The 21455-nt window shown below is 63.4% G+C and carries 15 protein-coding genes; 7 read left to right on the top strand and 8 right to left on the bottom strand.

The window, feature by feature from the left end; all coding sequences use genetic code 11:
- Nucleotides 1–38: 38 nt before the first annotated feature.
- Nucleotides 39–4883: an NAD-glutamate dehydrogenase gene (locus AACZ17_RS03380; protein ID WP_290739104.1), complete on the bottom strand. Its 4845-nt coding sequence runs from the start codon at nucleotides 4881–4883 to the stop codon at nucleotides 39–41.
- A gap of 219 nt (nucleotides 4884–5102) precedes the next feature.
- Between AACZ17_RS03380 and AACZ17_RS03375 the strand changes: the two genes are divergently transcribed.
- From AACZ17_RS03375 to AACZ17_RS03350, 6 genes are read left to right on the top strand one after another with little or no spacing between them, the layout of a single operon-like run.
- Nucleotides 5103–6059: a MoxR family ATPase gene (locus tag AACZ17_RS03375; protein WP_290739102.1), complete on the top strand. Its 957-nt coding sequence runs from the start codon at nucleotides 5103–5105 to the stop codon at nucleotides 6057–6059.
- A 10-nt stretch (nucleotides 6060–6069) separates the two neighbouring features.
- Nucleotides 6070–7014 (top strand): DUF58 domain-containing protein, encoded by a 945-nt coding sequence (locus AACZ17_RS03370; protein WP_290739099.1) that lies wholly within the window; start codon nucleotides 6070–6072, stop codon nucleotides 7012–7014.
- Entirely contained in the window at nucleotides 7011–7496 is a 486-nt protein-coding gene (locus AACZ17_RS03365; RefSeq protein WP_290739096.1) for a DUF4381 domain-containing protein, read from the top strand. Before AACZ17_RS03370 ends, AACZ17_RS03365 begins: the two co-directional genes overlap by 4 nt.
- The gene (locus AACZ17_RS03360) at nucleotides 7493–8533 is read left to right on the top strand and encodes a VWA domain-containing protein (RefSeq protein ID WP_290739093.1); all 1041 of its coding nucleotides are present in this window, start codon (nucleotides 7493–7495) and stop codon (nucleotides 8531–8533) included. Before AACZ17_RS03365 ends, AACZ17_RS03360 begins: the two co-directional genes overlap by 4 nt.
- Nucleotides 8526–10355, top strand: a complete 1830-nt coding sequence (locus tag AACZ17_RS03355) for a VWA domain-containing protein (protein ID WP_290739091.1) — start codon at nucleotides 8526–8528, stop codon at nucleotides 10353–10355. The genes AACZ17_RS03360 and AACZ17_RS03355 overlap by 8 nt, the downstream gene beginning before the upstream one ends.
- Complete coding sequence (locus AACZ17_RS03350) at nucleotides 10339–12033, top strand: BatD family protein (RefSeq protein ID WP_290739088.1); 1695 nt, start codon at nucleotides 10339–10341, stop codon at nucleotides 12031–12033. The genes AACZ17_RS03355 and AACZ17_RS03350 overlap by 17 nt, the downstream gene beginning before the upstream one ends.
- Here AACZ17_RS03350 and pepN read toward each other — a convergent pair whose 3' ends face one another.
- From pepN to lipA, 6 genes are all read right to left on the bottom strand, one after another.
- Complete coding sequence (gene pepN, locus AACZ17_RS03345; RefSeq protein WP_290739084.1) at nucleotides 12034–14688, bottom strand: aminopeptidase N; 2655 nt, start codon at nucleotides 14686–14688, stop codon at nucleotides 12034–12036. It abuts the gene before it with no gap.
- A gap of 8 nt (nucleotides 14689–14696) precedes the next feature.
- Nucleotides 14697–15527, bottom strand: a complete 831-nt coding sequence (locus tag AACZ17_RS03340; protein WP_290739081.1) for a DUF2797 domain-containing protein — start codon at nucleotides 15525–15527, stop codon at nucleotides 14697–14699.
- Nucleotide 15528: 1 nt separating this feature from the next.
- Nucleotides 15529–15792, bottom strand: a complete 264-nt coding sequence (locus AACZ17_RS03335; RefSeq protein WP_290739078.1) for a DUF1315 family protein — start codon at nucleotides 15790–15792, stop codon at nucleotides 15529–15531.
- 29 nt (nucleotides 15793–15821) lie between these two features.
- Complete coding sequence (locus AACZ17_RS03330) at nucleotides 15822–16697, bottom strand: rhomboid family intramembrane serine protease (protein WP_290739075.1); 876 nt, start codon at nucleotides 16695–16697, stop codon at nucleotides 15822–15824.
- Complete coding sequence (locus AACZ17_RS03325; RefSeq protein ID WP_290739072.1) at nucleotides 16697–17581, bottom strand: NAD(+) kinase; 885 nt, start codon at nucleotides 17579–17581, stop codon at nucleotides 16697–16699. Before AACZ17_RS03325 ends, AACZ17_RS03330 begins: the two co-directional genes overlap by 1 nt.
- 119 nt (nucleotides 17582–17700) lie before the next feature.
- Nucleotides 17701–18696, bottom strand: coding sequence for a lipoyl synthase (lipA, locus tag AACZ17_RS03320; RefSeq protein WP_290739069.1), 996 nt, complete (start codon nucleotides 18694–18696; stop codon nucleotides 17701–17703).
- A gap of 167 nt (nucleotides 18697–18863) precedes the next feature.
- Here lipA and AACZ17_RS03315 point away from each other — a divergent pair, with 167 nt between their 5' ends.
- Complete coding sequence (locus AACZ17_RS03315; protein ID WP_290739066.1) at nucleotides 18864–20267, top strand: MBL fold metallo-hydrolase; 1404 nt, start codon at nucleotides 18864–18866, stop codon at nucleotides 20265–20267.
- 42 nt (nucleotides 20268–20309) lie between these two features.
- On the opposite strand, the gene AACZ17_RS03310 is transcribed toward AACZ17_RS03315, so the two are convergent.
- The gene (locus AACZ17_RS03310) at nucleotides 20310–21302 is read right to left on the bottom strand and encodes a Rieske 2Fe-2S domain-containing protein (RefSeq protein ID WP_290739063.1); all 993 of its coding nucleotides are present in this window, start codon (nucleotides 21300–21302) and stop codon (nucleotides 20310–20312) included.
- Nucleotides 21303–21455 lie beyond the last annotated feature (153 nt).

Raw genomic sequence — 21455 nt, 5'->3', positions numbered from 1 at the left:
CAGTGTGCAGGGTGCCTCACGGGCCCCCTGCACCGGTTTCAGGTTCGCAGGCTGCTCTGCGCCAGGTCGAGAAGCTCGCGGACAGCTACAGCGAACATCGCGAAATCAGGTGAATCCGTGGTGTGTAGCTCGGTCACCATATCCTGCCAGCGAGCCAACAGTGCGGCCTGCTGCGCCTCCCAGGTTTCCAGGCATGCCTCGAGGGACCCTTCGGGGGTAAGATAGCGCAGTGCCCCGACAGCCAGCGTACGCTGCTGCCACTCCAGGTCCTCGAGGTACGTATCGCGCGCCAGCGCCTGCCACTCGTTCTCGATTTTGCTGGCCAGTATCTGCCCACTGAACCAGTCCAGCTGCAATCGCTCACCCATCTCGAAGTACAGCTCGGCCACGTGCATCAGCGGTGCTTCCGTCTCCCGCGCCGCCTGGATTATGCCCAGGGCAGTGTAGCCCTGCAGAGCACCTGCCACGGCCTCGGCCAGCGAGGCATCGACACCCGCGTCCTGCCACTGCTGCGACATGGCAAGGTACTGCTCTGCCGCCCGCCCCCGCAACATGGTCGGTAGCGCCTCGCGCAGCTGCGCGACACCGTCTGCAAATTCGGCAATGGCGCGCGTCGGCGCCATTTCATGGCGTCGATTCCGCAGCAGCCAGCGGCTGGCACGGCGCACGAGTCGCATCAGGCAATGCATCATGGCCTGTTGCACCGTCGCATCAACCACGTGGTCCAGCGCCTCGATACGCGCCCATAACTCGTCGATGGCGTAGATGTGCATCACCGCGGTGTAGGCCCTGGCAACATCCGCCACCGGCGCGCCAGTGGCCTTGCGCTGCCGCGGCACAAAATTGAATCCCACGCGATTGACGATGTCATTCGCCACCTGGGTACACATGATTTCCCGGCGCAGGCCGTGCTCGGCCACCTCCTCCGGGTAGCGCTGCACCAGCTGTGCAGGAAACGCAGTAGCCACTGCCGCGGCCAGATGCGGATCCAGACCGAGGTCAGAGGCGATCAGCTCTTCCTTGAGGATGGCCTTGCTGTAAGACACCAGCACTGCCAGCTCGGGTCGCGTCAACCCCTGCCCCTGCGCTCGCCTGTCGGCTAGCTCCTGGTCGGTGGGGATAAACTCCAGCTGCCGGTTGAGCTTGCCCGCGGCTTCCAGATTGCTGATGTAACGTCGGTATTCGCCGCTGCGCTCCTGCACCTCGGCCTCGGCAAGGCTGATCGCCTGGGTCTGCCGGTAGTTGTTCTGCAGCACCAATGCCGCCACGCCGTCAGTCATGTCCTCAAGCAGCACGTTGCGCTGTTTGCCGGTAAGGTCGCCACGTTCCACGACGGCATTCAGCAGGATCTTGATATTGACCTCGTGGTCGGAGCAGTCCACTCCGCCCGCGTTGTCGATAAAGTCGGTGTTGGAACGCCCGCCCGCCAGGCCGTACTCAACCCGGGCCAGTTGCGTCATGCCGAGGTTGCCGCCCTCGCCAATGACCCGGCAGCGCAGCTCGCTGGCGTTGATACGCAGGCTGTCGTTGGCCTTGTCGCCGACGTCCGTGTGGGATTCGCTGCTGGCCTTGACATAGGTGCCGATGCCCCCGTTCCAGAGCAGATCCACCTCTGCGCGCAGCAGGTGCGAGATGAGTTCGTTCGGGGTCAGCCTGTCGACCGGAATAGCGAATCTCGACTGCATCTGCGGTGATATGAATATCGACTTCGCGCCACGATCGAATATCCCGCCGCCCGCGGATATCAGGGTGGTGTCATAGTCGGCCCAACTCGAGCGTGGCAGTGCGAACAGACGCTCGCGCTCGAGATAGCTGGCGGCGGCATCCGGCTCGGGATCGACAAATATATGCTGGTGGTTGAAGGCCGCGACAAGGCGTATGTGTGGGGACAGCAACATGCCGTTACCAAACACATCTCCCGCCATATCACCAATGCCCACCACGGTGAAATCTGTTTGCTGGATATTGATACCCAGCTCACGGAAGTGCCGTTGCACCGACACCCAGGCGCCGCGCGCCGTGATGGCCATTTTCTTGTGGTCATAACCGGCGCTGCCGCCGGAGGCAAAGGCATCGCCGAGCCAGAAACCATACTCACGGGCGAGCGCGTTCGCGATGTCGGAGAAGGTGGCCGTGCCCTTGTCTGCCGCCACCACCAGGTAGGGGTCTTCATCGTCTTTGGCGACTACCAGCGGCGGGCGCAGAATGCCGCCCTCCCCGCGATTGTCGGTAATATCCAGCAGGCCGCGGATAAATATCTGGTAACAGGCCACACCTTCGGCCTGCACGTCATCCCGCGACATGCCCGGGGCCAGGCACTTGGCAACGAAGCCCCCCTTCGCGCCCACCGGCACAATCACCGCGTTCTTCACCTGCTGTGCCTTGACCAGGCCAAGCACTTCGGTGCGGAAATCCTCCAGCCGGTCCGACCAGCGCAGTCCGCCACGCGCCACTTTGCCACCCCGCAGGTGCACGCCCTCGACACGGGGTGAATAGACGAAGATTTCATACAGCGGCACGGGGCGCGGCACATCGGGTATGTCGCGCGGGCTCAGTTTGAATGAGAAGTAAGGCTTGAACTTGCCGTCGTTTCCGGGCTGGAAGAAATTGGTGCGCAGGGTTGCCTTGATGACCTTCACATACTGGCGGATGATCCGGTCCTGCCCGAGGTTCTGAACCTCGTCCAGAGCTGCGAGCACCCTGTCTTCAACGGCCTGCTCCCGCTGATGGCGCCATTCATCGTCACCATCGAAGGCCGGCGAAAACCGGGTCAGGAACAGTTCCACCAGACCGCCGGTGATCTGCAGGTGATCCGCCATGGTCTCGGCAATGTAATCCACACTGTAGGGAAACTGTATCTGCCGCAAATAGCGTGCGTACGCCCGCAACAGCGCGATCTCCCGCCAGCTCAACCGGGTTCCCAGCAGCAGCCGGTTGAAGGAATCGCTTTCAGCCTCGCCGAACCAGACGCGCTCAAAGGCATCCTCGAACTCATCGCGTACCTGCTCGAGGTCGATATTGTCCGACAGAGAATAGCTGAGCGTGAACTCCTGAATCCAGTACCGGGTATCGTCGGCGGCGCGGATGCCATAGGGCCGCTCGGTAATCACCCTCAGGCCCAGATTCTCGAGGATCGGCAACACATCCGACAGCGGCAGGGACTCACCGCGGTGGTAGAGCCGCAGGCGCAGGCGGTCTTCATCCTCTTCGAGCTTGCGCGTCAGGTTCATCCCCAGCTTCTGCCCGGCACGAAGGCTCAACAGGTGCTTGATATCCAGCACGGCGACGCGAGGATCAAAGTCGTCCCGGTAGCCCGGCGGAAAGCCCGGCCCCAGTTCACGCGCGTGCTGCTCTCCCAGTTCCTCGCCAAACTCCTCAATCAGGCGCAGCCGCAGCCGGTCTTCCCATGCCAGTGTTGCCTGCACGATCTGCTCCTCAATCTCGTTGACATCCCACGCCCTGCGCACCGCGGGGTCGACCCGCAGGACAAAGTGACAGCGCACCAGCACCGACTCGGAAAAATAGGTGGTGAACTCCGATTCCTCGGCGCCCAGCGCGCGACACAGGATGTCCTGCATGACGCAGCGCTGCTGCGTGCTATAGCGATCGCGCGGCATGTAAACCAGGCAGCTGAAGAACTTGCCGTGTGCATCCCGACGCACAAACAGGCGGGTCTGGCGGCGCTCCTGAATGCGGTTGACGGAAAGTACCGTACTGCGCAGCTCGTCAACACTCGACTGAAACAGCTCGTCGCGCGGAAACAGCTCCAGCACGCGAGCGAGTTCCCGGCCATCGTGCTCGCGTGGGTCCAGCCCCGACCCCTCCACCACCTGGGCAACCTTGCGCCGCAGGATCGGGATCAGGTTTGGGTTCATGGTGTATACCGCCGAGGTGTACAGGCCGATGAACCGGTGCTGGCCCGCCACATCGCCGGCCGCATCGAACACCTTGATCTCGATGTAGTCGGGGTAGGCCTGGCGGTGAACGCGGGAGCGTAGTCCGGATTTGGCAAAACTCAGCTGACGCCTGCGCAGTTCCTCGGGCGACATCGCATGCAGATCCGCTTGCAAATCCTGGGCGCCCCGTGTGTCGCGCTGACGCAGAATGCCCAGGCGCTCGGCGGGATCTTCATTAACCTGGTAGTCCGGCCCCTCCCGGGTTACCTGCAGGTATTCATAGCCCAGGAATGTCACGCGATCCTGTTGCAGCCAGTCGATAAACCCCAGTGCCTCGCTACGGCTCTCGTCATCCTGGCCTGCATTGGCGCTGACCGCATCACGCGCCAACTGCAAGCGCTGACGCATTGCCGCAAAGTCGTCGACCACCAGGGCGACTTCCCGCAGGATATCCCGCAGGGCATCATGCAATTCACCCAGTTGATCGGGGCGCGAGTGACGGCCGATTTCGAAGAACAGCAGGCTTTCATGGGAAACCCCAGCCGGATCGTCGGGCATGGCACCGAGCACTGCCTGCAATTCGCCGCTCCTATCACGAGCGACCAGCAGGTTGCAGCTCGCCAGGGCATGAATGCGGATGTTGCGCTGGTTCAACTCCCCGCGCACGGACGCCGTGCAAAAAGGCAAGTCCCGACAGAGGATGGCGATTACCGTGCTTTTGCTTTCCCAGCCGTGGTCCTGCAGGGTCGGGTTGAAAATGCGTACCTTGGGTTCTGGCGCGTCCCAGTCGGCCATGAAGTGAAGCAGGCCGTAGAGCGAGCCGTAGAGGTCATCAATGGATCGGTGCCGCAGATCCTCCGCGGGGTAGCGGGAAAAGAAATCCTCTGCGAGTTCGTGCAGGGAGGTGCGATCATCCTCAGCGGCCTGCGCGTCAATGCGCGCAGATAGCTCCCTGAGCAGGTTTCTCTTGAATTCGTCCCACGCCATGCTGCACTGCTCCCGCGCCCTGGGCGACTGCTTTTTTTCTCTTCGCCAGGCCCAGTCTACCCTAAAGGGCTTCCCGGGCGTGATGTCTGCGGAGGGAACTTTTACACAGCGGCGGGGCTCCAAGGGCTGCGTTGGAGCGGGCGTGAAGTCGCACGGGGGATTGGCTACAATACGCGCCCAGCCGCAGACGCGGTAGTGTCATCAACCAAAGGAGACTGCGTGGCTAGCGCTGAACTGAGAACGCTGGAAAGCTGGCTGAGTGGCCAGATCATAGGGCAATCGCATCTGGTCGAACGTTTGATCATCGCTCTGCTGGCAGATGGCCACCTGCTGGTCGAAGGCGCACCGGGGCTGGCCAAGACCCGTGCCATCAAGGCTCTGGCAGATGGCATCGAGGGCAGCTTCCACCGCATTCAGTTCACTCCGGATCTGCTACCCGGGGATATCACCGGCACAGAGATCTATCGCCCCCAGGAAGGCAGCTTCCATTTCCAGCGCGGCCCGGTCTTTCACAACCTGGTGCTTGCGGACGAAGTCAACCGTGCGCCGGCGAAAGTGCAGTCGGCGCTGCTCGAGGCCATGGCGGAACGCCAGGTGAGCGTCGGCGCTGAGACCTGGGCACTTCCAGCGCTGTTCCTGGTGATGGCGACCCAGAACCCGATTGAACAGGAGGGCACCTACCCCCTCCCCGAGGCACAGCTGGACCGTTTTCTGATGCACGTGAAAGTCGGTTACCCGGATGCCGTGGCCGAGGCCGAGATCCTGCGGCTGACACGCGCTGAAGCCCGCAGTGGCGGCGCCCCCATACCCACGCCGCTGCCTCAGCAAAGCGTCTTTGATGCGCGCAATGAAGCACTCGGCCTGCACATGGCCGACGTTGTTGAAAACTATATCGTGCAACTGGTTGTTGCCACCCGCCAGGCGGCTGCGTACGACGAACGCCTGGGCAACTGGGTCGAGTACGGCGCCAGCCCACGCGCCACGATTGCGCTGGACCGCTGCGCCAGAGCCCACGCGTGGCTGCGTGGGCGCGACTACGTAAGCCCTGACGACGTGCAGGCTATCGCCGCCGACGTGCTCCGCCACCGTCTGATTCTCAGCTTTGAAGCGGAAGCCAACGGCATCACGCCGGACCACGTCATCGACGAGTTGCTGACTCTCGTCCCCGCCGCGTAGGTCTGCCCAGGTGAGCATCGCCGATGCGACAGGCCCCGCTACTGGCGCCTATGCAACACTCGATGCGCTGATCGCGCTACGCTTTCCCGCTGCACACCTGAGCCTGTCGCGCCGCACCAGGGCGCTGGCCGCCCTGACCGGGCCCAACAAGGCCAATTTCCGCGGTCGCGGCATTGATTTCGAAGAAGTGCGCAATTACCAGGCGGGCGATGATATCCGCACCATCGACTGGCGTGTCACCGCGCGCACGGGCAGTGCGCACACCCGGGTGTTTCGCGAGGAGCGCGAACGACCCGTACTGGTGGTCATCGATCAGCGACAGCACCTGTTTTTCGGATCGCACTGTTGCTTCAAGTCAGTGCTGGCTGCTCACCTTGCCGGCCTGCTCGCCTGGAGCGCCCTCGGTAACGGCGATCGGGTCGGCGGCGTCGTTTTCAATGAGGCAGCGCATCAGGAGGTGCGGCCCAGGCGCAGCCGCAAAACGGTGCTGGCCCTGCTGTCGCACATCGTCGAATTCAACGCGCAACTGCCAGACATCGGGTCGCAGCAACCGGCCCGTGGCCTGGCAACCATGCTGGAGACGTTGCGTCACATCGCCCGGCCGGGCACCAGCGTCTACCTGATCAGCGACTTTCATGATGCGGCAGAGCCGGCCGTGCGCGAGCACCTGTTTCGCCTCGCCCAGCACACGGAAATTACCGCCATCGCCTGCAGTGACCCCCTGGAGTCCATGTTGCCGCCGCCCGGCCGCTACGCCGTGACCGATGGTTCGCGCAGAGCGGAGCTGGTCACCAGTGATCGTCAGTTGCGCGAGCGCTACTCAGCCCTCGCCGCAGACCGCGCTGCCGGCTTACAAACGGAGTTGCAGCGGTTGGGGATTCCATTGCTTGCAGCCAGCACCGACAACTCGCCTTTTCACCTGCTGCAGCGCTATTTCGGGGAACCGCGCGCATGACGCCGCAAGATCCCCTTGCCGCCCTGCAGCCGCTGCGCACGCCCGAGCCCGTCGCGCTTTGGCCACCTGCGCCGGGCTGGTGGCTTCTCGCGGCGCTGGGTTGCGCCACCCTGGCCGCGCTGGGCTGGTATGCGTGGAGACAGCACAGGCGCAACCGCTATCGACGCCTGGCGCGGGCCGAACTGCGCACCATCGCAGAGCGGCATGCTGCCAGGCAGAATCCAACAGCCACACTGTGTGCCATCAATGCGCTGCTCAAGGGCGTCTGCCTGCAGGTGTATCCGCGGCGCACGGTCGCGGCGCTGAGCGGCGCGGCGTGGCTGGATTTCCTGAATGCGGAATTTCATGCAGTGGGCAGTGAACAGCGCTTTCCCGATGCCATCGCACAGGCCCACGCGGCCGACCCGGGATTCGTTGATGTTCCGGCCCTGCTCGCCTGCGCTGACGCCTGGTTGCGCCGACATCGGGGTGGCCGCGCATGATCACCTGGCTATGGCCCTGGATGGCGCTGCTGTTGCCACTGCCGTTGCTGATCCGGCGCTGGTTGCCGGCAGCGCGTAGCGAGGCGGCCGCGTTGCGCGCACCGTTTTTCGAGGACTGGCAGGCACTGGAGCAATCGCGCGGCAGTTTGGGGGGCACCACCGGCCTGCCCACGCTGATTCTGCTCTGGCTGCTCTGGCTGTGCCTGCTCACCGCCGCTGCCCGCCCCACCTGGATTGGCGAGCCTGTACAATTGCCCGCCAGCGGTCGCGACCTGATGCTCGCCGTGGATATTTCCGGCAGCATGCGGGTTGAAGACATGCAGGTCGGCAATAATCTGGTGCGTCGCGTGGACGCGGTGAAAGCCGTCGGCGCCGAATTCATCGAACGTCGTCGCGGCGACCGGGTCGGGCTGATTCTGTTCGGCAGCAATGCCTACGTGCAATCTCCGCTGAGTTTCGATATCGCAACGGTGGAGCGTTTTCTGCGGGAGGCCCAGATCGGTTTTGCCGGCCAGGAAACCGCCATCGGTGACGCCATCGGGCTCGCCGTCAAACGCTTGCGCGAACGCCCCGCAGAAAGCCGCGTACTGGTCCTGTTGACGGATGGGCAGGACACGGCCAGCAGTGTCGACCCCATGGACGCGGCGCGACTGGCCCAGGGCCTCGGTATCCGCGTCTACACCATCGGAATCGGTGCCGATCAGCTGGCGATTCCCGGTATCTTCGGGTCCAGCTTTGGCAGCCGTCGCGTCAACCCGTCCGCAGATCTTGACGAGGAGAGCCTGCTGGCCATCGCCGAGATGACCGGAGGACGCTATTTCCGCGCACGAGACCCGCAGGAACTCGCCGGCATCTACCAGCTGCTCGATCAACTGGAGCCGGTGGAAGTTGACGCCGCGACCTATCGCCCGCGGCAGGCACTGGGTCACTGGCCATTGTTATTCGCCCTGCTCATCAGTTTCGGGCTTGCCGCGCGTCACCTGTGGCGACTGCGCGGCAGTGGCCCCCTGGTCACAGGGGAGACTGCCCGTGAATGACCCCGAGGTTTTCCTGCATTTCATGCGCCCTGCGTGGCTGCTCTGGGGCATTCCTGCCATTCCGCTGGCCTGGATGCTGTGGCGGCAGGGGCAGCGGGCCGGCGACTGGACGCGGGTTATCGACGCACGCCTGCTTCCTTACCTGGCACCCGATGCGGGGACCCGCGCTGGGCACCGCCGACGGATACTCTGGTGCGCCCTGCTGGGGTGGCTGCTGGCCGCAGTTGCGGCGGCAGGGCCGAGCCTGAAGCAGATTCCACAGCCGGTAGAGCAGGTCCAGGATGCACTGGTACTGGTTCTGGATTTGTCCTACTCCATGAAAGCTGCCGACCAGGCCCCCTCACGACTGGACCGGGCACGGCAGAAGCTGCTGGACCTGCTGCAGCAGCGCGACGAGGGCCAGACCGGACTGGTGGCCTACGCCGGCGATGCGCATGTGGTAACTCCGCTAACCGACGATACCGCAACCATCGCCAACCTGTTGCCCGCGCTGAATCCCGACATGATGCCGTTGCCGGGCAGCAACACCTCCGCTGCGATTGCGCTCGCGCTGGACCTGTTGACCTCCGCAGGCACCACTGACGGGCGCCTCCTGTTGCTGACCGATGGTCTGAGCGAGGCTGAAAGCCGGCGTGTCGAGGAGCTGTTGGAAGGTGCATCCGCCCGCCTCTCCATACTCGCCTTCGGCACCCGAAGTGGTGCCCCGATGCCGCTACCCCGGGGTGGATTCGTGCGCGATGACAGCGGGGCGATCGTCATGCCCGGGCTGGATGAAGCGCAGCTTACAGCGCTGGCCGCCGCCACGGGAGGCCTTTACAGCAGACTGCGGGTTGACGACAGTGACCTGCGCTATCTGCTCTCCCAGCCGGTCCTCAACCGCGAAACACGGCTCGCTGAAAACCGCAGTGCAGACGCCTGGGAGGACCAGGGCTACTGGCTGATTGTTGCACTCCTGCCCCTTGCCCTCGCCCTCTTCCGCCGGGGCTGGCTGCTCACGCTTGTGCCCGTGCTGTTTTTCTCCCAACCCGCCCCCGTACATGCCGGCCTCTGGGAGGACCTCTGGCTGACGCCGGACCAGCAGGGGCAAAATGCACTCGAAGCAGATGATCCGGAACGTGCTGCCGCGCTGTTCAGAGACCCGGACTGGAAGGCCACCGCGGCCTACCAGAGTGGCGACTTTGAACGGGCCGCCGAGCTCTTTGCTGCAGAGGAAAACGCGGACAGCTGGTACAACCGCGGCAATGCATTGGCGCGCAATGGTCAGCTTGAAGCCGCCATCAACGCCTACCGGAGGTCGCTGGAGCTGGAGCCGGATAAGGACGATGCCAAGGCCAACCTGGCGCTTCTGGAGGCGCTGCAGCGTCAACAGGAACAGGCGCAAGAGCCCGGGGAATCCGCGGAACAAGAGCCCGGGAATTCGCCGCCCGAACAAGGCGGCGGCGATGCGGCTGACCCCTCCGACAAGGGAGGGGACGCCGCAGACGATGCGCCACCGCAGGACCCCGGCAGGGAGCCAGAGGGCAAGCAGCGGGACCCGGACGGGAATGACAACGCAACGGCAGGTGCATCACCAGAGGAGGAAACCGCACCGCAGGAGGGAGAGCAGCGACCTGCAGAGAACGAGCAGCCCGCACAGCCTGGCTCCCCGCAAAACGTTCCGGTACCCGAGTTGTCCATGGAGGAAGCCGAGCGCAATCAGGCCATGGAGCAGTGGCTGCGACGGGTACCTGACGATCCCTCCGGATTACTGCGTGAAAAGTTTCGCTACGAGAGCCGCAAACGGCAACAACAACCGGGGACAGGTAATGATGTTGAGTGGTAAGCGCTTCTGGGTGGTCCTGGTACTCGCGCTGTGGGTGGTTCCAGTGCAGGCGGCGCTGGAAGTCGCTGTCGACCGGCAGCAGGTGGCCCTCGGCGACAGCCTCAGGCTGGTCATTACCGCCACCGCGAACGAGGATCTCGATGCGCTGGACCTGCGCCGTTTGTTGGCGGATTTCGAGGTGCTGCAGCGCAGCAATACGACCAGCACCAGTATCATCAACGGCCAGCGCAGCCAGACCCGGCAACTCCTCCTGGACCTGAGCCCCCGTCGCCAGGGATTGCTGGCGATCCCCGGCCTGCGCATTGGCGCCGCCACCAGTGAGCCCATAGCTATCGAGGTGGGGCCGCCACCCGAGCCCACCGACACTGAGGAGACCGTGGTGGTCACCGCTGAGGTCGATCGTGATGCCGTGTACGTGCAGGGGCAGCTGCTGCTCACCGTACGCATTCAGCAGGCGATAAACCTGGATTCCCGCAGCGTCAGCGAGTTGCAACTCGACAACGCCTATGTGCAGCCTCTGGAACAGAACTCCTTTCAGCGCACGATAGACGGCCGTCCCTGGCTGGTGCATGAAATACGCTATGCGATTTTCCCGGAGCAGAGTGGCACGCTGGTTATCCCCGCCCAGGTGTTTTCCGGCCGCGAGAGTGCCGGCCGACGCAGCGTGTTCGACTTTGGTGCGGGCGGGCGTCAGATCCAGCGTCGCACCGAGCCGGTGACCGTGCGCGTGCTGCCGCGCCCCAGCGGCTTCCCCGCCGACGCCACCTGGCTGCCTGCGAGTAACCTGAGCATCGAGGAATCCTGGTCAACGGCGCCGGAATCACTGCAGGTGGGCGAGTCGGCAACGCGTACCATCACCCTGCGTGGCGAGGGCCTGCAGGGTGCGCAGCTGCCTCCGGTGACATTTACCGCCCAGGAGGGCCTGCGCTATTACCCGGATCAGCCCGACGTGGTAGACAGCGAGTCCGGCAGTGGGCTGGTCGGGCAGCGCCGGGACAGCGCCGCTCTGGTAGCCAGCCGCGCAGGAGACTTCACGCTCCCTGAGCTTCGCATCCCCTGGTGGGATGTCGAGCAGGACGTACTGCGCTTCGCCGTGGTGCCCGAGCGCAGGATTACGATCGCCGCGGCTGCGACGTCACGCGGCGCTCAGACATCGGCGCTTCCCGTCGATGCAACGTCCCCGCAGCCACTTCCCTCTACTGCATCGACGTCGGCTGCGGCACACGGCGTGGTCTGGCAGAGCCTGGCCGTCGTCTTCGCGACACTCTGGCTGGCAACGGTGTTCCTGTTCTGGCGCCGGCGGCCACTGCCCCCGGCACAGGAACAGCCAGACCCGCGCGCTGTCGGCAACGAGGCACGGGCGTTCAAGCAGTTGCAGGCAGCCTGTGCCAGCGACAGCGCGGCGTCTGCGCGCGTCGCGCTGATCGACTGGGCCCGGAGCGTACTCGGTGCTGACCGGCCCATGCGGACTACAGACATAGCGCGTCAGTTCGGAGACCCGACACTGACGCAGGCCATTGCAGATCTGGAAGAGGCGCTGTATCGACGCGGAGCCAATCCCTGGCGCGGCACGGACCTGGCCGCCGCTGTCACCGCGCTGCGGCGTCAGCAGCCCGGGGGAAAAAGCGGCAGTCACAGTGCATTCCCCCTCTACCCGGCCGCGAAACCCGCTCGCTGATCAGTCTCCGAGCGACTTCTGCAGGACCTCGAACACATCGGGAGACAAGCCGGGTAACGCGGAGAGCTCGACCAACACGGCGCGCATCTGCTCACCGCGACTCCGGTACTTGCGCCAGCGCGTGAGCGGCTCGAGTATACGCGCCGCCAGCTGCGGATTCAGGGCATTGAGCTGCGTGACCTTGTCTGCCAGCAGGCGGTAGCCTGCGCCGTCTGCCCGGTGGAAGGCGACCGGGTTGCCATTGGCGAACCCGCCGATCAGGGCACGCACCTTGTTGGGATTGTGCAGATCGAACGCCGGGTGCGGCAGGAGCCCCTGCACGCGTTCGAGCGTGTCAGGCACGGGAACCAGGGCCTGCAGCTGCAGCCACTTATTCACCACCAGGGGTTCGTGCTCCCAGTCGCGGTAAAACTGTTGCAGAGCCGCGTCGCTGTGGTCATCGCGACCGTGGAACGCCAGGGATTGCAGGGCGGCAAGCCGATCGGTCATGTTGGTGGCCTCCCGGAACTGGGTGGCGGCCAGTGCCAGGCCCCCAGGGCCGCCCAGCGCGAGGTAATCCAGGCACAGGTTACGCAGGCGGCGCGCGCCTGTCTGCGCCGCATCGGGCGCGTAGGGCGCCGTGCTCTGCAAACGCTGGTAGCAGGCCTGCAGCGCCTCGCTGTGCGTTGTGGCAATGGCAAGACGCACCGCCTGCCGAGCGGCATGGATGGCATCGACATCTGCCCCACCCGCCTCCGCCGCGAGGTCTGCCAGATACGTTTCACCGGGCAGCGTCATCATTTCCGCGACCAGCGCCGGGTCCAGCGCAGGATCGTGCAAGAGCTGCCCGCAGGCCTCCAGATAGCCCGATTCCACGTCGATAGCGTCACCCGCCGTGTAGGCGGCCTGCGCCTGCGCGATCACCCGCAGCGCGTATTGCTGGGCCGCGTCCCAGCGCACGAAGCCATCCGCCTCGCGTTTCATGAGGGCGCGCAGATCGTCACTGGAGTAGGCATACTCCAGGCGCACCGGGGCGGAGAAGCCCCGCAGCAGCGCGGGTACAGGCGCTTCGCTGACCTGTTCGAACACAAAGGTTTGCTCGGGCTGGTTCAGCACCAGCACCCGGTGGGTTTGCACGGCTGAGGCCGGGTCGTCTGTCGCCAGACGAAGCGGCAGGTTACCCGCGCTCCCCAGCAGGCCCAGCGCGACCGGAATCACCATGGGCAACTTCACCGGTTGCCCGGGTGTGGGTGGGCAGGACTGCCGCAGGGTCAGATGAAACTGCTGTGCCACCGGGTCATAGGCACCTGCAGCGGACAGTACCGGTGTGCCGGCCTGTGAATACCAGAGCCGGAACTGCTGCAGGTCGACGCCGGAGGCGTCTTCCATGGCTCGCACAAAATCTTCGCAGGTGACGGCCTGTCCGTCGTGACGCTGAAAATAAAGATCAGACCCGGCGCGGAAGCGCTGCGCTCCCAACAGGGTATGTATCATGCGCACGACCTCCGCTCCCTTCTCGTAGATCGTAGCGGTGTAGAAATTCGAAATCTCGATAAAGGACTCCGGTCGCACCGGATGCGCCAGTGGGCCCGCGTCCTCTGCAAACTGGGTGTTGCGCAAGTCGTTGACCTCGGCCACCCGTTTGACAGTGGGCGATCCCATGTCTGCCGAGAACGTTGCGTCCCGGAAGACCGTAAAACCCTCTTTCAGGCTCAGCTGAAACCAGTCGCGGCAGGTTACCCGGTTCCCCGACCAGTTGTGAAAGTACTCGTGGGCAACAATTGCCTGCACTCTCTGGAATTCGCTGTCCGTGGTCACCTCCGGGCTACACAAAACACAGGAGCTGTTGAAAATGTTCAGCCCCTTGTTTTCCATCGCGCCCATATTGAAGTCGTCGACCGCCACGATATTGAAGATATCCAGATCATACTCACGCCCGTACACCGTCTCGTCCCAGCGCATGGACTCTTTCAGCGAGAGCAAAGCGTGGTCGCATTTATCGAGGTCCTTCTCCTCCACGTAAATATGCAGGGAGACTTCGCGACCGCTCGCGGTGACAAACCGGTCATCGACACTGCGCAGATCGCCGGCCACCAGCGCAAACAGGTAGGCGGGTTTGGGAAAAGGATCGTGCCAGTGGGCCCGGTGGCGACCATTGCCCAGGGCACGCAGGGACAGCGGGTTGCCGTTGCTCAATAACACCGGGTAGCGCGTGGCATCCGCTTCCACCGTCACATCAAACACCGCCATCACATCCGGGCGATCCAGGTACCAGGTGATCTTGCGAAACCCTTCCGCCTCACACTGCGTGCAGAACATGTTGCGCGACTTGTACAGGCCTTCGAGCGCTGTGTTGTTCTGGGGCTGGATACGACACTGCGACTGCAGCCTGAAGGTGTCAGGCACCTGCCGGATGCGCAGGCAAGCATCGTCCAACTCGTAGTCGTCCGGCGACAGTGCGCGATCGTCGATCGCGAGCGACAGCAGTTCCAGTTGCTGGCCCTGCAATTCCAGTGGTTTGCCGCCCGTGACCGCGGGGTTACGCCGTATGTGCAGGCAGGCACTGACCAGCGCGTGATCCTCATGCAGATCAAACGCGAGTTCCGTGCGCTCGATGAAAAAGGCGGGGGGCTGATAGTCACGCAGGTAGATGGCGCCAGGCTGAGCGTCGCGCATGCGAATCCTCAATGTTCCGTAAGGGCGACCTGATAGCCGCCGAATTTACGCAGGTTGATGACACCGGTATCAAACAGCAGGTACTGGCCCTTGATGCCCTGCAGCGTTCCCGAGACTTGGGGCGTCTTGTCGAAGTTGAAGGAGGACACTTTGCCGGGATAGGCCAAAACCGGGTAATCGATCAATGTCTCCTGCGCCTCCAGGGGCGCTATCGCCTGCAGGCCATGAGCGGCCTGCAACTCGGCAATACCCGGGGCGCAGGCTGCCATCAGGCGCTGGCGCTCGGATGCCAGGTCCGCTGGATCGGCAGGGCCTTTCAGCATCGCCTGCCAATTGGTCTTGTCAGCGACGTGCCCCTTGAACAGGCTCTCGACGAGACCCGACTGGAAGCGGCTGGCCACCCGGAAAATCGGCAGCGCCTGCGTGGCTCCCTGGTCCATCCAGCGGGTGGGCACCTGACTGTGCCGCGTGATACCCACCTTGAGACCGGATGTGTTGGCGAGATAGACAATATGATCGATCATGCAGTTGGCCAGTCCCCACTCGGGTTCGCGGCAGGTGCCCTGGTCGTAGTGGCACTTTTCGGGGCTCATGATGCAACTGTCACACTGCGCAAGCCGGCGAAAACACGGATAACAGTAACCCTGGTTGAAGCTCTTGCTGGTCAGGCGGTCGCAGTGGATGCAGTGAATTTCACCGAGGTATTCCAGGGTGAGAGACTTTCCCAGCAAGCCGTTCAGGGGCAGGCGTGACTCGCCCAGTACCAGCGTGTAGGACACAGGCTGGTCCAGTTCGGTACCCATTTTACGCAGGGCGCCGCGCGCCAGCTCCTGTCCCATGTCACTGCCCCTCCTGCGAATCACGCCAGCGCAGGGGCTCGGGATCATCGCAGGTATCGCCGGCTTTGCTGCCCTTGTCGATGTAGCCGATCCGCTGCTCGGGCGGCAGATGCAGCTCCCCCCAGGCAATCAGCGCCTGCATGGCATGAGCGCGCTGCTCCGGCGTAACCGGGCGGCCGTCGGGCCAGCGCCCCAGCTCCACGGAGCGTCGCATGCTCTGGTAGATCTCCGGCGACAGCTGTTTGATGATGTCCTGATAATTCATGACGGCCCTGGCTGCGGCAAAAGCCCTGATTATAACCGTCCGGACGCTCCGCTGTCGCCGCTGCGCCGCGCCAGCAGCGCAAGAAACACGCCAAGCAGCGCGCCCGACAACAGGCCAGCAACGTGCGCGGCGTTGGCGATGGCGCCGAAACCGAGCACCTCAACCACCCCAGCGATGCAGAGCAGCAACCACCCCACCATCAGCAACATGATGGGACGACTGGGTTCGAAACCCCAGGCAGGTTGCAGGCGTGCTCCGCAAAAACTGAAGCCGAGCAGACCATAAACCACACCGGACATGCCGCCGAAGATGGAGGGACCACCAAACAGGTACTGGGACGCATTCGACACCAGCGCGATACAGATGAACAGTCCCAGCATGTGTACCGAGCCCAGGCGCCGCTCGATCCTGGCACCCAACTCCCACAGCCAGAGGCTGTTGAACACGATGTGCAACCAGCCAAAATGCAGGAACGCCGGTGTGAGCAGGCGCCAGTACTCCGCGCCCATCTCACCAAAGCGCAGGCTATCACCGCTGATAACAAACGGGGTGAAGGTGAACAGGGACAGTCGCTGCGCGGAGGCTCCGAGATACACCAGCAGGAACCCTGCCACGCTGAGCAACAGCAGCAGCAGTGTAACCGGTGCCTCGCGCCAGACACCCCGCCCCTGCCGCGACTGGGCATGCGAAGGGGCTGCACGCAGCTCAAGCTGGATGTCACCGGCGCGCCAGGCGGCATACACGGCGCTCGCCGCCTCCACCTGAGATGGGTCTGCCACCTCCAGCACCTGTTCCCCGCCGGCCTCATAGACGCGGCAGCGCACACCTTGTTGCTGCAGGAACACAACCACCGGGCGCAAATCCTCTCCCGCAGGTGCCCGCAGCACGACATACCCCTCGTGCATCAGTTCACCAGCGCCGTATTCCAGCGCAGTTTATCGCGGCAACTGGCATAGAAACTGTGACCCAGCGGATGCAGCAGTGTGAGCCGGTGTGGCTTCTTGGTGACCAGCACGGAATCGCCGGGACGGGCAGTCATGTTGACCTGTCCATCGCAGGTGACGGGCGGATGAATCCGGTTGCGCTCAAGAATATCGAGGCGAATCTCACTGTTTCCGTCCACGACAATGGGCCGACTGCTCAGTGCGTGAGGAAACATCGGGACCAGGACCACCGCGTCCAGTGTGGGGTGCATGATAGGGCCACCCCCGGACAGCGAGTAGGCCGTTGACCCGGTGGGTGTGGAAATGATCAGGCCGTCAGCCCGCTGCCGATACACAAAAACGCCATTGATCGACAGTTCAAACTCGATCATCTGCGCAGATGTTCCCGAGTTGACCACAACGTCATTGAGCGCATCCGCCCGCCCTACCGTCTTGCCGTCGCGCACCACGCGCGCATCGAGCAGAAAGCGGCTCTCGCGGGTGTACTCGCCGGCCAGCACCGCGGGGACCTGCTGGGCAATGTCGTCAGGGCTGATATCGGTCAGAAAGCCAAGGCGCCCGCGATTGACCCCGAGCACCGGTGTTTCATATTTGGCCAGGGTACGCGCCGCGCTCAGCAGGCTGCCATCGCCCCCGACCACGATGACCAGGTCGCTGTCCTCACCGATGGCATCGAGGCTGGCGCGGGGGATGGACTGGTCTGCCACCAGCTCCGCAAGGCGCGACTCCAGCACCAGATCCTTGCCCAGCCCCTGCAGCAGATGCACCAGCTCGTCAAGAACGTCGGTCAGGCCCTCCTGCTGGCTGCGGCCAACCAGCCCAATCCTGTCGAATTTCGTGTGCATGACCACCCCTACCTGCCCTGTGCTACGCGGGCAACATTATAACCACGGAAAATCGGCGCGGGATAACCACGGAAAATCGGCGCAGGCGCGCGGAGACGCCGCTGCCCGCTTTACCGGACTCAGGGCCGGGTGAGCCCCACGTTGTTCTTTTCCAGGACCTGCTCCGCACGATAGCTGGAACGCACGAAAACGCCGGACACCACCTCGAGGAAGCCCTTGTCCAGGCCCCACTGGCGGTATTTCTCGAAATCCTGCGGCGACACATAGCGCTCGATGGGATAGTGATTGGCCGTAGGCTGCAGATACTGCCCGAAGGTCAGGATATCCACCCCGGCTGCGCGCAAATCATCCATCGCCTCGAGGATCTCGGCTTCGGTTTCACCGAGGCCGAGCATGAGGCTGGTTTTCGTCAGCACATCAGGCCGATACTGCTTGGCGTGGGCGAGCACGGCAATGGTCTGCTCATAGCTGGCCCGTGGATCACGCACCGGGTGAGTGAGTCGACGCACCGTTTCGACGTTCTGTGCGAAAACTTCGATACCCGAATCAAGGACCGTCTCCACATCGGCAAGTGCACCCAGAAAGTCGGGAGTCAGGGCCTCCACGGCAGTCTCCGGATTCTCCGACTTCACCGCGCGCACACAGGCGGCGTAGTGCCCGGCGCCTCCGTCCGGCAGATCATCACGGTTCACCGAGGTCAGCACCACGTACTTGAGGCCCATCAGCTGCACGGAGCGGGCGGTGTTCGCGGGCTCCTCAGGGTCGAGCCAGCCACGCGGGTTTCCGGTATTGACCGCGCAAAACCGGCAGGCGCGGGTACACACATCACCCATCAGCATGATGGTGGCGGTGCCGGCACTCCAGCACTCACTCATGTTGGGACACTTGGCTTCTTCACAGACCGTCGCCAGGCGGTGCTCGTGCACGATGGACTTGACGCGATCGTAGGTTGCCCCGCCGCGCACCCGAATCCGCAGCCACTCGGGCTTGGGCAGGCGAGCGCCGGCGGTTGCAGCGGTTTTGATACCGTCCTTGATGGCGGTAATGCCCCGCTCATTGACGAACTTGCCACCGCTGGGCACCTGCACCAGGGGTATCAGTTTGTTATCTGCCATGTTGCTGTCCTGTCGCCTGTGCCTGAGCGGCCGGGCCCTGCCCGCAAGCCAACAATTATAGCCGACTCCTGCATCCCGCGCAGGGCCCCTTGCGAGGGGCAGAGGGAGCAGACGCCTGCATGTGGCCCGAGGTACAATCAGCGCAACGTAGTGCAAAGAGAGCGATTATGGCAACCCTCACATTTTACGGCGCCGCGCAGGAAGTCACGGGCTCCTGTCACCTGCTGGAATCCAAGGCCTGCGGGCGGGTCCTTCTGGATTGCGGCCTGCGCCAGGGCGGCGATGCGGTCGAGCGTATCCACAACGAACGCTTCAGCTTTCGCCCCGACAGTATTGACGCTGTCGTCCTGTCCCACGCCCATCTGGATCACTGCGGGATGTTGCCGCTGCTGGTACACCAGGGTTTCCGCGGGCCGATTCACTGCACCCGCGCCACGGCGGATCTGCTGCCCATCATGTTGCACGACGCCGTCGGCCTCTATCTGCGCGACCTTGAGCGTGAAAACCTGCGGGCCGCGCGACGGGGTCGAAAAACCCGCGAACCGGTGTATGACGAGCAGGATGTCGAGCGGGTTCTCAAACAACTGGAGCCCAGTCGCTACCGCAAACCGTTCAAACTTGGCCAGCATTGCAGCGTTACCCTGCACGATGCCGGACACATTCTCGGTTCAGCGGTCGTGGAAATCGTGCTCACGGAGAATGCCACCGAAAAGCGGCTGGTCTTTTCCGGTGACCTCGGGCGCAAGGGTTCGGTACTGATGAACGACCCCGCCACGCTGGAGAAAGCCGATATCGTGCTCATGGAAAGCACCTATGGCGACCGGGATCATCGCTACGAGGATGATTCCATGGAGGAGTTTGCCCAGATACTTCACGAGACCTGGAACCAGGGTGGCAGCGTGATGATCCCCTCCTTTGCCGTCGGTCGCACGCAGGAAATTCTGTTCCACCTCGGGCGCCTGCACCACGCGGGCCAACTCGACAACTGGCAGGTATTTCTCGACAGCCCAATGGCCATCGAGGTCACCCGGGTCTACGACCGCTGGCTGGACATCATGGACGGGGAGGATATCCGCGAGCTGTCGGACGTACACAAGGAATCATTAGCCGACTTCCTGCCTCGCCTGCAGCTGACCGCCGATACGGAGCAGTCGATGGCCATCAATCGCATCAAGGGTGGCGCGATCATCATTGCCGGCAGCGGCATGTGCACGGGTGGTCGTATCCGTCATCACTTCAAACAGCGTATCTGGGACGATCGCAATACCGTGATATTCGCCGGGTTTCAGGCCCGCGGGACACTCGGCCGCCTACTGGTCGATGGCATGCAGACCGTCAAGCTGTTCGGTGAAGAGTATGCCGTCAAGGCGCGCATAGAGACGCTGGGCTGTTTCTCGGCGCACGCCGGACAGAGCGAGCTGCTGGCCTGGGCCGCGAATTTTGAGGAGTCGGCGCGACTGGTGCTGGTACACGGCGAACCGGACGCCCAGGACGCCCTCGCATCGCTGCTTTGGGAGCGACACCAACGACGGGCAGCGATACCCGCCGAAGGTGACAGTATTGCATTCTGAGGCCTTTCTGATGCTGGCCGCGAGAACCGCGGCCAGTCCAGATTACGCGGCGGTCGTGAAGGGCTCTGCGTAAAACTGGCCGTACCACTTGCGGAACCGCGCAATCGGGCCGTCGCCATCGCAGAGTACCGGTTGCGGACGGAACATCTTGTTTTCCCAGATGGGTTTGTCTTCATCCAGTTGCTTACAGATATCCCGGATGATCGCTGCGTTGACACCACCAGCCTTGACCTCGCCATCCACCAGCGGCTGCGTAAAAGCAAAGCGAACATGTACCGTTTCATCGTCGATGGGTGTCACATTACCCATCAGAAACGTGCTGGCGATACCCTCGAAACGCGTGAAGCCCTGCCCCGGACCGATATTCTTGGAGGTTATGCTGCCTTTCACCATACCCCGGGGCGTTTTCATATCCGCACGCTGCACACCCAGCGAGTAGTGCTGATCATAGGTCAGCTCAGTTTCCGGGAAGGTCGCGGTCTGGTGTACATAACGGAAGTGGGCAGAATCGGCACCATTCTCCGCCATCTCCTGGCAGGCCGTTTTGATAACCCATTCAAAGCGCTGCAGAGGCGCCCATTCAGCGCTGTTGGCCTCTTCAAAGGACTCCACCTCCCACAGGGGTGCAACCCCCTCGGGATGGTACCAGGCGTAGATCACCTGATTGTCCTCTACCACGGGATAGGACTCCAGGCACTGTTTGCCAACAACCTTGGGCGGCATGTTTTTCGCGTACGGGACATCGGTACAGTAACCCGCGGCGTCGAACTTCCAGGCGTGAAAGGGACAGACAATGCTTTCGCCTTCGATGCGCCCGCCCTGCCCACTGCTTTCATTGATGCCGTACCCCAGGTGTGCGCCGAGGTGGGGACAGTACGCATCGAGCAGTACCGCACGGCCCGATTCGGTGCGGAAGAGCACCATTTCACGGCCGAAGTAATTGACCGCGCGAGACTGCCCTACTGCGAGCTCATCGCTGTAGGAGACAACAAACCAGCCGAAGGGTATCGGCATCGGGGGACGTGGTTTCGGCATTGCAAACTCCTTGGCAACCGTGCGGACGCTGCGGCCCGGCTCACTAAAACTCAACAACCGATGATAGACGTTTTTGCCCGCGCGCTTAAACGGCGCGGTGCAAGTGCTTATACCGACTCGCACCCCGGTGGCGCGAAGGCTGGCGAATCGCCC

This window comes from uncultured Haliea sp., assembly GCF_963973825.1.
Lineage (GTDB): Bacteria > Pseudomonadota > Gammaproteobacteria > Pseudomonadales > Halieaceae > Haliea.
The sequence above is the reverse complement of the archived record's forward strand: the minus strand, read 5'-3'. Positions and strand labels throughout refer to the sequence as shown.